Raw genomic sequence first — 14,116 nt, forward strand, 5'->3', positions numbered from 1 at the left:
GGTGTCGCCTTAGGTGCAGCAAAGACAGTGTGACATGACGGTGCAGCGCCATGGGGCGATGGTGTTCTGTTTGCGAAAGCAGGCAGGCACCCGTCTTCCGTTTGCCGCACCCGGCAGGGCAAAGATTTGGACCAACAGGCCGCAACCGGGCGTCAACCGGGGCCATAAAAACAAAGGCGGGGCAGATGAAGATCGAGCGGAAGTTTACGAGCGAAGCCACCGGGGCCTATGGCGCAATGGCGTTCACCACCACGGTGTCGGAAATCCGCAACCCTGACGGCACGGTCGTGTTCCGCAATGACGCGGTCGAGGTGCCGGAAGGCTGGAGCCAGGTCGCGTCGGACGTGCTGGCGCAGAAATACTTCCGCAAGGCCGGGGTGCCTGCCCGCCTGAAACGCGTCAAGGAAAAGGGCGTGCCGGAGTTTCTGTGGCGGTCGGTCGCCGATGACGCGGCGCTTGAGGGTCTGCCGCAGGATCAGCGCATTGTCGGCGAGACCAGCGCCAGACAGGTGTTTGACCGTCTGGCCGGGGCCTGGACCTATTGGGGCTGGAAAGGCGGCTATTTCAGCGCAGCCTCCGACGCGCAGGCCTATTATGACGAAATGCGCTTCATGCTCGCGCGCCAGATGGCCGCGCCCAACAGCCCGCAATGGTTCAACACCGGGCTGCATTGGGCCTACGGCATCGACGGCCCGTCGCAGGGGCATTTCTATGTAGACCACAAGACGGGCAAGCTGACCCGATCTACCTCTGCCTATGAACACCCGCAACCACATGCCTGTTTCATCCAGTCGGTCAAGGATGATCTGGTGGGTGACGGCGGCATCATGGATCTGTGGGTGCGCGAAGCGCGGCTGTTCAAATACGGCTCGGGCACCGGCACCAACTTTTCCAGCTTGCGCGGTGAGGGCGAAAGGCTGTCGGGCGGCGGCAAGTCGTCGGGCCTGATGGGGTTTCTGAAGATCGGCGACCGTGCGGCAGGCGCGATCAAATCGGGCGGCACCACGCGGCGGGCGGCCAAGATGGTGATCTGCGACATGGATCACCCCGATATCGAAGCGTTCATCAACTGGAAGGTGATCGAAGAACAGAAAGTCGCCAGCCTTGTCGCCGGATCGAAACTGCATGAGGTGCGGCTGAACGAGATTTTCACCGCGATCCGGCAGTGGGATGGGTCTGCCGAAGACTCGGTTGATCCGGCAAAGAATGCGGCGCTGAAGGCGGCGATCAAGGCGTCGAAAAAGTCGATGATCCCCGACACCTACACCAACCGCATCCTGCAATATGCGCGTCAGGGCTACACCTCGATCGAATTCCCGACCTATGATGTGGACTGGGATTCCGAGGCTTATGTCACCGTGTCGGGCCAGAATTCCAACAACTCGGTCCGCGTCACCGATGCGTTCCTGACGGCGGTGAAGGAAGATGCCGACTGGGCGCTGATCCGCCGCACCGATGGCAAAGCCGCCAAGACCATCAAGGCGCGCGATCTGTGGGATCAGGTCGGCCATGCCGCCTGGGCCTGCGCCGACCCCGGCATCCAGTTCCACGACACCGTCAACGCCTGGCACACCTGCCCCGAAGACGGCGCGATCCGCGGGTCGAACCCGTGTTCGGAATACATGTTCCTGGACGACACCGCCTGCAATCTGGCGTCGATGAACCTGCTGACCTTTTTCGCCCATGGCAAGTTCGATGCCGAAGCCTATATCCACGCCACCCGGCTGTGGACTGTGACGCTGGAAATCTCGGTGATGATGGCGCAGTTCCCCAGCCCCGAAATTGCCCGACGGTCCTATGATTTCCGCACGCTGGGGCTTGGCTATGCCAATATCGGCGGGCTGCTGATGAATATGGGCCTTGGCTACGACTCGCATCAGGGCCGGGCGATGTGCGGCGCGCTGACCGCGCTGATGACAGGTGTCTCCTATGCGACCAGCGCCGAAATGGCGAAAGAGCTGGGGCCATTCTCGGGCTATGCCCGCAACCGCACCCATATGCTGCGCGTCATCCGCAACCACTGCGCCGCCGCCCATGCGACAGGCGGATATGAGGGCGTGAACGTCAACCCGGTGGCGCTGGACAGCATGAACTGCCCCGACCAGCGCCTTGTTTCGCTTGCGAAATCGGCCTGGGACGAGGCGCTGCAACTGGGCGAAGAGCACGGCTTTCGCAATGCGCAGACCACCGTTATCGCCCCCACCGGCACCATCGGTCTGGTGATGGATTGCGACACCACCGGGATCGAGCCGGACTTTGCGCTGGTCAAGTTCAAGAAGCTGGCAGGCGGCGGCTATTTCAAGATCATCAACCAGTCGGTTCCGGCCGGGCTGGAGGCTTTGGGCTACCCCGGCCACCAGATTGCCGAAATCGTCGCCTATGCCGTCGGCCACGGGTCCATCGCGCAGGCCCCCAGCATCAACCACACCGCGCTGGTCGGCCACGGTTTCGGTCCGCGTGAGATTGAAAAGATCGAAGCTGCCCTGCCATCGGCCTTCGACATCCGTTTCGTGTTCAACCAATGGACGCTGGGCGAGGATTTCTGCAAAGGTGCCTTGGGCATTCCCGCCGAAAAGCTGGCCGATCCGACATTCGACCTGCTGCGCCACCTTGGCTTTACCCGTGCCCAGATCGACGCCTGCAACGACCATGTCTGCGGCACGATGACTCTGGAAGGTGCGCCCTACCTGAAAGAACAGCACTATTCCGTCTTCGATTGCGCCAATGCCTGTGGCAAGAAAGGCAAACGTTATCTGTCGGTTGACAGCCATATCTACATGATGGCCGCCGCGCAGTCCTTTATCTCGGGTGCGATTTCCAAGACCATCAACATGCCGAATTCGGCATCCATTGAAGAAACCCTCGCGGCCTATGAGCTGTCGCATTCGCTGGGCATCAAGGCCAATGCGCTGTACCGCGACGGATCGAAACTGTCACAGCCGCTGGCATCGGCGCTGATCGAGGATGATGAGGAAGCCGAAGAAATCCTCAGCTCAGGCTCGTTGCAGGAAAAGGCGATGGTGATCGCCGAGAAGATTGTCGAAAAAGTCATCGTCAAGGAAATCGTCCGCAGCCACCGCGAAAAGCTGCCCGAACGGCGCAAGGGCTACACGCAAAAGGCCATCGTCGGCGGGCATAAGGTGTACCTGCGCACCGGCGAATATGCCGATGGGCAGTTGGGCGAGATCTTCATCGACATGCACAAGGAAGGCGCAGGCTTTCGCGCGATGATGAACAACTTTGCCATCGCGGTCAGCGTCGGCCTGCAATACGGCGTGCCGCTGGAAGAGTTCGTCGAGGCCTTCACCTTCACCCGCTTTGAACCGGCGGGCATGGTGCAGGGCAATGACAGCATCAAGAATGCCACCTCGATCCTGGATTACATCTTCCGCGAGCTGGCGATTTCCTACCTCGACCGCACCGATCTGGCCCATGTCAAACCCACCGGCGCATCGTTTGACGATCTGGGGCGCGGCGATGATGAGGGCAAGCCCAATCTGGCCCCGATGACCGACGCCGCCGCCACGCGGGGGCTGGAAGTGCTGCGCCAGATCTCGTCAACCGGCTATCTGCGCAAGCGGTTGCCGCAGGACCTGGTGGTGCTGCAAGGCGGGCTGGGGGCGACAGCGCTGGCCAATGGCACCGACCCGGTGTCGGTGCTGAACACGCTGATGCCACAGGCGCGGATGGCCGCCTTTGCCGAAACCACCTCGACCCACGCCATCGCCACGGCCACAGGCACCGGCATGGACCTGCGCACCAAGGCCCGGATGCAGGGCTATGAAGGCGACCCGTGCGGCGAGTGCGGCAACTACACGCTGGTGCGCAACGGCACCTGCATGAAGTGCAACACCTGCGGCGGCACCAGCGGCTGCAGCTGATGCATAACCGGCAGGCGTCATGGGTGCATCGCCCATGACGCCTACCGTCTGACGACCAGCTTAGCCCTGTCAGACCGTCGCTACAACCTCGGGGGCCGAAACCATTTTTTGCAGCACAGCGCGCAGTTTCAGCGGATCGACCGGCTTTTGCACGATCGGCACGGTGATGAAATCTGCCGGAAGGTGTTCGCGGCCATAGCCGGACACAAAACAGAACGGGATACCCCGCCGCCGCAGGATCGCGGCCACCTCATCCACCTTTTCGCCGCCCAGATTGCCATCCAGCAGGGCAAGGTCGATGCGCTGCTGTTCAGCCGCCACCAGCGCGTCGCGCAAGGTGCGCGCCACCGCGACCACTTCGGCCCCCACATCTTCCAGCTCATAGCTCAGGTCCATGGCCACCAGCGGTTCGTCTTCGATCAGCAACACCCGGCGGCCCTTGAGGGTCGCTTCGACAAGGATGGCGGGCGGGGCCGTGGTCTGGACCGGGGGCGCGCCCGCCATCGGCTTGACGCCCTGCGCCAGCCGGATGGTCCAGATCACGCCCTGCGGCTGCCAGTCCACCTCGACGCTGCCATCGTCACCCGCCGCACTTGCGCCGATCAGCGCCAGACCAAAGCCGCTGCGCTGCGGGGTGCTGACCGGCGGGCCGCCGCGTTCCTGCCACTGCAACACCAGCCCGTCGCCTTCGCAGGTCCAGGACAACAGCACTTCGCCGCCAGAGACCGACAGCGCGCCGTATTTCTGCGCATTGGTGCCCAGTTCATGCAGGGTCAGCGCCAGACGCAGCGTGCTTTCGGGCGAGATCTGAACCTTTGGCCCACAGCGTTTCAGCCGGTCGGCGGCCAGCGTGCCCGCCTTGATCTGATCTTCGATCAGATTGTCCAGGGGTGCGCTGGACCATGTGGCATCGGACAGGATCGAATGCGCCCGCGACAGCGCCTGCAGGCGGCCCGAGAAACTGCGGTCAAAATCCTGCAATCCGGCGGACTGGCGCAGGGTCTGGCGGGCAATGGCCTGCACATTGGCCAGCGTGTTCTTGATGCGGTGGTTCAACTCACCGATCAGCAGCGAGCGCATCGCTTCGGCCTGACGGCGTTCGGTGATGTCCAGCACCTGCAGGGTCAGTGATTTGTGCTGGCCCTCGGGTTCGGACAGCGACGAGGCATAGATCTCGCAGGCGATCTCGCGGCCATCGGCATGACAGGCAACCGCCTCGGTCGCATAGCGCGGGGCGGCGTCCTGCGCGTCGTCCGCCGCGATCCAGCCGCGCAAGGTGTCGATGGTTTCCGCCGGCAGCCAGCCGGTCTGATCCACCGGCCTGCCCACCATGTCGCGCGCCTTGTGGCCGAAAATCCGTTCGGCCCCCTGCGACCAGACCCGCAGGGTCAGGCTGCAATCCATCTCTATGGTGGCCAGTGGCGAGTTGTCGGAATGGGCTTTCAGCCGCGCCATCGCCCGGTCGCGGTGCTGCGCGATGGCGCGCATCTCGTCGCGCTGCCGTGCCAGATCGCGCGCCTGTTCGCCAAGCTGGAAGAACACTTCGCATTTCGACTTCAGGATCACCGGATCAACCGGCTTGAAGATGAAATCGACCGCCCCCGCCTCATAGCCGCGGAACCGGCGGGTTTCATCCATATCGGCGGCGGTGACAAAGATGATCGGCAACCGCCGCGTCCGGTCGGTGCCGCGCATCAGTTCTGCCAGTTCATACCCGTCGGTATCGGGCATGTGCACATCCAGCAGGGCCAGTGCGTAGTCGTTCACCAGCATCAGCTCCAACGCCTCGGCGGCTGACTGGGCCTTGTGAATTTCCAGCCCGTCACGTCGCAGCAATGCCTCCAGTGCCACCAGATTTTCCGTGATGTCATCGACCAGCAGAAAACGGATCACTCTATGCGGCATGGTTCACCTCTGGAACAGCGTTGCGGCGCCAAATGCGCTGGGACTCGTCAAAGCCGGAAAACAAATGCGAATGTGCCGAAAACCGCAGGGTTTCATGGGTGCCAAGCCCAAGAAAGCCACCACGCGCCAGCGAATCCGCAAACAGACCAAGCGAGCGGTCCTGCAAGGAGTTGTCGAAATAAATCAGCACGTTGCGGCATGATACCAGATGCACTTCGGAAAACACCTGATCGGTGGCAAGGTTATGTTCGGTAAACACCGTCTTGCTGCGCAAGCTGCGGTCAAAGGCGGCGCGGCCATAGGCGGCGGTGTAATAATCCGACAGGGATGCGCGCCCCCCCGCCTGCTGATAATTCTGCGAAAACCGCGCCATCCGGTCCAGATCGTAGACCCCGGCCTCGGCTTTGGCCAGGGCACGGCGGTTGATCTCTGTGGCGTAGAACAGGGTGCGGTCAAACAGCCCCTCTTCGCGGAACAGGATGGCCAGCGAATACAGCTCTTCGCCATCGGCACAGCCCGCCACCCAGACCTTGAGCGACGGAAACGTGCTCAGATGCGGAATGACCTCCCGGCGCAGCGCCAGATAATAGGCCGGGTCGCGGAACACCTCGCTGACCTGCACGGTCATCGCGTCGATTACCAGCGGCAGCACCGATGGTTCGTGCACCAGCCGCCGCTGCAGATCGGACAGCGTGGCACAGTTCAGCCGGGCGCGCGCCAGATCGGCGCGCCGGTGCAGAGACACCCGGGAATAGGACCGGAAATCATAGTGATACAGCCGGTAAAGCGCTTCCAGCAGCAGATCAAGCTCCACCTCATTGGGGGCCGGAACGGGGATGGTTGCATAAGTCATCGCGGCATCCAGACACGGGCGAGTGACAGCAGTTTGTCCACGTCGAGCGGCTTGGACAAGTAATCATTCGCCCCGGCGGCAAGACATTGGCTTTGGTCATCCGCCATTGCCTTGGCGGTCAGCATGATGATCGGCAGGGTCTTCCAGCGCTCGATCTTGCGGATCTCGCGGGTGGCGGTCATGCCGTCCATTTCGGGCATCATCACATCCATCAGCACCAGATCGATTTTCGGCTGCGCCCCGTCGGCAATGCGGCCCAGCACCTCCAGCGCTTCGCGCCCGTTGCGGGCGATCTGCACGGTGGCACCGTGCGGCTCAAAGATGCCGGTCAGGGCATAGACGTTGCGGATGTCATCCTCGACCACCAGAATACGGCGCCCTTCCAGCATGGCATCGCGGTTCAGCGAGGCCGCCAGCATCTCGCGCTGCTTTTCGGGCAGGTCGGACACCACCTGATGCAGGAACAGGGTCACCTCGTCGATCAGACGTTCGGGCGATTTCGCCCCCTTGATGATGATCGACTTCGAATGCCGCCGCAGCCGCTGCTCTTCCGCCTCGGTCAGCGACCGGGCGGTGTAGATGATCACCGGGGGGAAGCTGGGATCATCGTCCGAATCCAGCATTTCCAGCAGGTCAAAACCGCTGGCATCGGGCAGGGTCATGTCCAGCACGATGCAGTCCACCGGCTGGCTGCGATACGCAGCCAGAGCTTCGGCGGCGGTCGCGGCCCCCACGGCCTCAACCTCGCTGTTGCCCAGCAGGGCCTTCAGCCCTTCCAGCTGCGCCGGGTCGTCCTCGACAATCAGCACCCGCCGCACGCTTTGTTCCAGTCGCTGTTCCAGCCGCTGAATGGCCTGCGCCAGCTCGTCGCGCTGCACCGGCTTCAGCATATAACTGATGGCCCCCTGCGACATCGCTTCATGGATGTAATCCTCGGCCGATACCATGTGAACCGGGATGTGGCGGGTGGCTATCCCGCGCTTGAGCTGATCCAGAACCGACAGTCCGGAATGGTCAGGCAGGCCCACGTCCAGCACGATGGCATGCGGCAGATAGAACCGTGCCGCCAGCACAGCCTCGTCCGCGCGCCCGACGCACAGACACTTGAACCCCAACTCGCCCGCAAGGCCGGTCATCACCTGCGCAAAGGCCGGGTCATCCTCGACCACCAGCATCACCCGGTCGCCCGGTGCGAGGGTGTCTCGGTCATCTGTCACGCCGGGCAGCGGCGTCAGCCGGGGGGCCTCGACCTGCGCCCTGTCAGCCGGAGCCACCGCCCGCGGCGGGGCAGGCATCTGGCGTTCGCCGGGCACCGCCGCCATGCGACCGGCAGCATCCGCCGCCGGAAGGTCTCGCGGCAGGTCTCGCGGCAGGGTCAGCGTGAAGGTGCTGCCCTGCCCCGGCACGCTGGCCAGAGTAAGCGTGCCGCCCAGCAAATCCGCCAGCTCGCGTGAGATGGACAGGCCAAGACCCGTGCCGCCATAGCGCCGTGAGATCGTGCCGTCTGCCTGACGGAACGCGTCAAACACCGCCTCATGCTCGCTGTCGGCAATGCCGATCCCGGTATCCTGCACCGAAAAGGCCACGCCATCGGGCACCGGCGCGATGCGCAGCGACACCCGCCCGCGATCGGTGAACTTCAGCGCGTTGGACAACAGGTTGCGCAGCACCTGTTCCAGCCGGTTGGTGTCGGTCTGGAACACCCCGATGCCCGGCGCCACCTCTGCGGTCAGTTGCAGGCCCTTGGACCGCGCCTGCACCTCAAAGCTGCGCAGCAGCTTGCGCGTCACCGTCTGCGGGTCGACCTCGGCCCGGATCAGGTCCAGCTTGCCCGCCTCGATCTTTGACAGATCAAGGATGTCGTTGATCAGGGTCAGCAGATCCTGACCCGAGCTTTCGATGGTCTGCGCCCAGCGGACCTGCTCTTCGGTCAGGGTGCGGCCCCGGTTTTCGGACAGCAACCGCGACATGATCAGCAGCGCATTCAGCGGGGTGCGCAATTCATGCGACATGTTGGCCACGAATTCAGACTTGTAGCGGCTTTCGCGTTCCAGTGTCCGGGCCTGATCTTCAAGCGATTTGCGCGACTGTACCAGCGCATTGCGCTGCTCTTCCAGCAGCTGGGTCTGGTTTTCCAGCTGGGCGTTCTGCTCTTCCAGCTCTGATTGCTGATGTTCCAGCAGTTGCTGGCTTTCCTTCAGCGCAACAGTCTGTTCTTCCAGCTCTTCATTGGTAGCGGCAAGTTCTTCGCTGTAGCTGCGCAGCTCTTCGGCCTGACGGCGGCTTTCTTCCAGCAGCTGGTGCAACTGGCTGCGGTAATGCGCCGACCGGATCGCCACCCCCACCTTGTCACCCACCCGTTCCAGCAACCGCGCCGCCTGTTCCGGCAGCGGATGGTCCAGCCCGATTTCGATCACCCCATTGCAGGACACCCCGTCATGGGTCGGGATGATCACGCTATAGGCCGCCCGCCCGCGCAACAGCCCCGATCCCCAGCCAAGGGCGGTTTGCGGATCGGCCTTCAGGCTGACGATGGTGTTGGTCTGCACGGCACGTGTCAGGTGGCCGTCGCCTTCCGCGATGGTCTGCGGCAGCGACGCCGCGTCGCCGCCCCATTGGCCGCACCGCTCAAACCCGTGGCCCTGCCGCACGTAAATCACCGCTGCCCGCGCGCCAAGCTTTTCGGCCAGCAACCCAAGCACCTGCGCGCCCAGCTTTTCCAGCGTCAGTTCACCCTGCACGGCACGGGCAACCTGAACCTGCCCCTGCTGCACCCAATCCGCTGCATCCAGCCGGATCTTGCTGGTGATCAGCCGGTGCCCCGACCATCCCAGAACAAACCCCACCGCCGCCGCCATGCTCCGGTTTGCCGCCGCCACCGCAGGGTCCATCACCGCGGCGTCCGTCGCCGTAAAGCCCCCGGCAAGGTCGAGGAAAAACCCGGCCAGCAAGGCCAGCGCCATCACCCCCGACGCGGCCACCGGCAAGGCAGGGCGGGACGAGGCAAAGCTCAGCACAAGCGGCAGGAAATAGCCAAGCCAGACCGCCGTTCCCAAAGGAAACATCAGATCGGTCAGAAACACCGCCACCATCGCGCCGCCCACCAGAGTGACGACGCCGACATCTTTCGCTGACCCCACGATACCCGTCCCCTTCACGGCCGCCACACCCGGCTGGCCGGCATTTGTTCTTATGATCCGAAGGGCGGAACGCATCAGATCGTGGCGGGTTCCCTGAAAACTGAAATATTTTTGCCGTTTCAGCGCATAGACCTGATTTTCCGCCTGCCATCTTTCACCGGACGTGCAGACAAGGCTTTGCAGCACCAGCCCGCACCCGATTTTCGCAGTCCTTTGAAGGTGATGGCGGAAGCGGTGGGATTCGAACCCACGGTACGGTTCCCCGCACGCTAGTTTTCAAGACTAGAGCCTTAAACCACTCGGCCACACTTCCAGCAGCCCCCGATTAGCCGGGCTGCGTGGCGAATTCAAGCCGGGGAAATGCCGATTGGTCAACTGTGCGTGTCGATCTGTGCCGAAAGTTCCGCATACCCTTTCCTCGCGACACGCAGAACGGTATGATACATATGCAAATCAGGCGAAGCATCGGGCATGGCGTCAGCACAACGGCATCACCACGGCGCGGCCAAGGGACATAAGCGCAGGATAAACCTGCGTCATCGGGGGCAAGACATGGCACAGGCACGGATCAGGGCGCTTATCCTGATGACAGTCGCAAGCACGGCACTGGCGGCTTGCGTCGATGGCGCAAACCCGTTCCGCGGGGCCGCGAAAGAGGGCGGGGCGACGGCGTCGACCTCCACCCGGCTGGTCGACCGCGATGTCGAAGCCCCCGAGGTGTTCCAGACCAAGGACAAGGCGCTGTGGGATGGCCGGCCGTCACTCGGCGGCGTCTGGGTCGCCTCGCCCGATGCGAAAGACCCCGAGCGGGTGATCATCCGCAACACTGCCAATGGCAAGTTCGTGATCGGCGCGCTGTTCCGGCGCGAGATTGAAAATCCGGGGCCAAAGCTGCAGATTTCGTCCGATGCCGCCGCCGCCCTTGGCATGCTGGCCGGTGCGCCCGCCGATGTCAGCGTGATCGCCCTGCGCAGGGAGGAGACGCCGGTGACACCCGATGCCAACAAGCCGATCCTCGATTCGTCGGAAACGGTGGAAACCCGGTCGCTTGACCCAGTCGCCGGGGCCGCAGCGGCAATTGCGCGGGCAGAAGATGCCCCGGTCGCCCCGACCCCCGCAGCCCCTGTGGTCCGCGCTGCCGCGCCTGCCCCGGCTGCCGCTGCCGCTGCTCCCGCCACCGGCGGGCGTACCATCCAGATCGGCATCTTCTCGGTCGAGGCCAATGCCACCCGCGCCGCCGCCTCGCTGTCGCAAGCCGGGCTGCAAGGCACCGTCCGGCGTGAGGAAAGCAAGGGCAAGCCGCTGTGGTCGGTGACCACCTCGGGCGATGCAGCGGCGCTGACCCGCGTAAAGGGCGCGGGCTTTCCCGATGCCTATTTCCTGAACCGCTAGACCGACGGAGATCCGATGCGCCCCCAGTTTCTTGCCCTGATCCGCCCCGCTCTGGTTCTGATCCTGTCGCTTGCCGCCCCGATGGCGCAGGCGTTTGAAACCCGGGCCACCGCCGCCTGGGTCTATGATGTGACCACGCAGACCGTGCTGATGGACAAGAACGCCGATGAAGCGTTGCCGCCTGCCAGCATGTCAAAGCTGATGACCATCAACATGCTGTTCGAGGCCTTGCGCGATGGCCGGGTCAGCATGGACACCGCCTTTCCGGTTTCTGCCCGCGCGGCTGCGATGGGCGGCTCGACCATGTTCTTGCAGGAATCCGACCGGCCCACGGTCAGCGATCTGATCCATGGCATGATCGTGAATTCCGGAAATGACGCCTGCGTCGTGGTCGCCGAAGGGCTGGCCGGGACCGAAGAAGCCTTTGCCGACCAGATGACGCAACGCGCGCGGGCGCTGGGGATGCAAAGCTCGGTGTTCCGCAATTCCTCTGGCTGGCCTGCTGCCGGGCATGTGATGTCGATGCGCGATCTGGGCATCCTGTCGCGGCGGTTGATCGTCGATTTCCCCGAGCTTTACACGATTTTTGCCGAAACCACCTTCGACTACAAAAACCGGGCGCCCGCCAATGCGAACAACCGCAACCCGCTGCTGGCGCTGGGGGTTGGGGCTGACGGGCTGAAAACCGGCCACACCGCCGAGGCGGGTTATGGTCTTGCCGGGTCGGCGGCGCAGGGCAACCGGCGGGTGATCTTTGTGATCACCGGCCTGACCAGCGAACGCGAACGGGCGGAAGAGGCTGAACGCATCGTGTCCTGGGCCTTTCGCCAGTTTGCGCAAAAAACGCTGGTGACCGCCGGGCAGCGCGTGGCCAGTGTGCCGGTCTGGATGGGGGCCGCCGATACCGTCGGTCTGGTGCCCGCCGCCGATGTGCGCCTGCTGGTGCCCGCGCTGGTGCAGGAAAGCACCACGGCCGAGGTGGTGTATACCGGCCCGCTGAATGCCCCGCTGACCGCTGGCACCCCGGGCGGAGAGCTGATCATCCATATCCCCGGCCTGCCCGATGCCCGGGTGCCGCTAGTGGTGGAAACCGATGTCGCGCGCGGCGGCTTTGGCAAGCGGCTGCTGACAGCGGCGGGGGCCTTGCGCGCGCGCTATCTCGACGGGCCGCCCGCCTCCTGATAGGCGGGGGCCATGGCGGGATTTTTCATCAGTTTTGAAGGCATCGACGGGTCGGGAAAATCCACCCAAGCGCGCCTGCTGGCCGACGCCTTGCGCGACCGGGGGCATGGCGTGACCCTGACCCGCGAACCGGGTGGCAGTGCCGGGGCGGAAGAGATCCGCCGTCTGGTGCTTGAAGGTGCCACCGACCGCTGGTCACCGGAAACTGAAATCCTGCTGTTCACCGCCGCCCGCCGCGACCATCTGGAAAAGACCATCCGCCCGGCCTTGTTGCGCGGCGACGTGGTGATCACCGACCGCTTTGCCGACAGCACCCGGATCTTTCAGGGCATCACCCGGGGTGATCTGACCGCCATGGTTGACACACTGCACGCGCTGATGATCGGGGTGGAACCTGACCTGACCCTGCTGGTCGATCTTGACCCTGCCGAGGGCTTGGCCCGCGCCACCGCCCGCGCCGGGGATGAGATGCGGTTTGAAGACATGGGGCTGGCGTTCCAGACCCGGGCGCGCGCCGGTTTTCTGGCGCTCGCCGCCCGCCACGCGCGTTTTCGCGTGATTGACGGCGCGCGCAGCCCCGAAGCGGTGGCCGCCGATGTGCTGGCGCAGACCCTGACGGCGATCGGGGGCCGCTGATGGCCGCCGCTGATCTGCCCGAACCCGACCGGATCGAAGGCGCGCCCCACCCGCGCGAAACCCTGCGGCTTTATGGGCATGACGACGCACAAAGCGCGTTCCTCAATGCCTTTACCTCGGGCCGGTTGCACCATGGCTGGCTGATCACCGGGCCAAAGGGAGTGGGCAAGGCCACGCTGGCCTGGCGCATCGCGCGGTTTCTGCTGGCGACGCCGGAAGACGATGGCGGCATGTTCGCCGCCCCGCCGCCCGACAGCCTGACCATCCCCGCAGACTCGCCCGTCGCCCGGCGCATGCTGCAACTGGCCGAACCGCGCCTGTTCCTGCTGCGCCGTGGCGCGAATGACAAGGAAACCGCCCTGTCTGCCGATATCCGCGTGGATGAGGTGCGCAAGATGAAGTCGTTCTTCGCGCTGTCGGCAGCTGATGGCGGGCGGCGGGTGGCGATCATCGACGCCGCCGATGATCTGAACACCGGGGCCGCCAATGCCCTGCTGAAACTGCTGGAGGAACCACCATCGGGCGTGACCTTCCTTGTCATCGCGCACCAGCCGCACCGATTGCTGCCCACCATCCGCTCACGTTGTCGCGAGCTGCGGCTGACCGCCCTGCCGCCCGAACCGCTCGCACGCGCGCTGGAACAGGCGGGGGGCGCTGTTGATCCGGATGATGTGCAGGCCCTTGGCGAGCTGGCCGGCGGGTCCGTGGGTGAGGCGTTCCGGCTGACCAATCTGGACGGGCTGAAAACCTATGCCACCCTGACCCAGCTGTTCACCACCCTGCCCCGGCTGGACCGCCCGCGCGCGCTGGCACTGGCCGAAACCGGCGCTGGCAAGGGCGCGGAAGAGCGGTTTGACCTGATCATCACCCTGCTTGATCTGTTTCTCGCACGCCTCGCCCGCGCGGGAACCCTGCGCCAGCTGCCGCCCGAAGCCGCCCGTGGTGAGGGCGATCTGTTCGCCCGTCTGGCCCCGACTGAGACCGCCGCGCGCGGCTGGGCCGACCTTGCGCAAACCCTGTCGCTGCGGGCGCGCCGGGGTAAGGCGGTCAACCTTGACCCTGCCGCGCTTCTGATGGATAGCTTGCTCAAAATCGACGAGACGGCGGGACAGCTCGCCCAGAGATGA

General features: G+C 64.3%; 8 protein-coding genes and 1 tRNA gene. 5 read left to right on the top strand and 4 right to left on the bottom strand.

Annotated elements, in window-relative coordinates; translation table 11 throughout:
• Positions 1–185 precede the first annotated feature (185 nt).
• A complete protein-coding gene (locus Q7J44_RS04050) occupies positions 186–3,881 on the top strand; it encodes a vitamin B12-dependent ribonucleotide reductase (protein WP_304877230.1) in 3,696 nt (1,231 codons plus the stop codon).
• A 69-nt stretch (positions 3,882–3,950) separates the two neighbouring features.
• On the opposite strand, the gene Q7J44_RS04055 is transcribed toward Q7J44_RS04050, so the two are convergent.
• From Q7J44_RS04055 to Q7J44_RS04070, 4 genes are all read right to left on the bottom strand, one after another.
• Complete coding sequence (locus tag Q7J44_RS04055) at positions 3,951–5,786, bottom strand: response regulator (RefSeq protein ID WP_304877232.1); 1,836 nt, start codon at positions 5,784–5,786, stop codon at positions 3,951–3,953.
• The gene (locus tag Q7J44_RS04060; protein ID WP_304877234.1) at positions 5,776–6,639 is read right to left on the bottom strand and encodes a protein-glutamate O-methyltransferase CheR; all 864 of its coding nucleotides are present in this window, start codon (positions 6,637–6,639) and stop codon (positions 5,776–5,778) included. Before Q7J44_RS04060 ends, Q7J44_RS04055 begins: the two co-directional genes overlap by 11 nt.
• Positions 6,636–9,779 carry a response regulator gene (locus Q7J44_RS04065; protein ID WP_304877236.1) on the bottom strand — a complete coding sequence of 1,048 codons (3,144 nt, stop codon included), beginning with the start codon at positions 9,777–9,779 and terminating at the stop codon, positions 6,636–6,638. Before Q7J44_RS04065 ends, Q7J44_RS04060 begins: the two co-directional genes overlap by 4 nt.
• A 223-nt stretch (positions 9,780–10,002) precedes the next feature.
• Positions 10,003–10,092, bottom strand: a tRNA-Ser gene (locus Q7J44_RS04070).
• 272 nt (positions 10,093–10,364) lie between these two features.
• On the opposite strand from Q7J44_RS04070, the gene Q7J44_RS04075 reads away from it, so the two are divergent.
• From Q7J44_RS04075 to Q7J44_RS04090, 4 genes are read left to right on the top strand one after another with little or no spacing between them, the layout of a single operon-like run.
• Positions 10,365–11,171: an SPOR domain-containing protein gene (locus tag Q7J44_RS04075; RefSeq protein WP_304877238.1), complete on the top strand. Its 807-nt coding sequence runs from the start codon at positions 10,365–10,367 to the stop codon at positions 11,169–11,171.
• A 15-nt stretch (positions 11,172–11,186) separates the two neighbouring features.
• Positions 11,187–12,353 carry a D-alanyl-D-alanine carboxypeptidase family protein gene (locus tag Q7J44_RS04080; RefSeq protein WP_304877248.1) on the top strand — a complete coding sequence of 389 codons (1,167 nt, stop codon included), beginning with the start codon at positions 11,187–11,189 and terminating at the stop codon, positions 12,351–12,353.
• 12 nt (positions 12,354–12,365) lie between these two features.
• Positions 12,366–12,989 (top strand): dTMP kinase, encoded by a 624-nt coding sequence (gene tmk, locus Q7J44_RS04085; RefSeq protein ID WP_304877249.1) that lies wholly within the window; start codon positions 12,366–12,368, stop codon positions 12,987–12,989.
• Positions 12,989–14,116, top strand: coding sequence for a DNA polymerase III subunit delta' (locus tag Q7J44_RS04090; RefSeq protein ID WP_304877250.1), 1,128 nt, complete (start codon positions 12,989–12,991; stop codon positions 14,114–14,116). The genes tmk and Q7J44_RS04090 overlap by 1 nt, the downstream gene beginning before the upstream one ends.

It is taken from the genome of Pseudotabrizicola sp., from assembly GCF_030656345.1.
Lineage (GTDB): Bacteria > Pseudomonadota > Alphaproteobacteria > Rhodobacterales > Rhodobacteraceae > Pseudotabrizicola.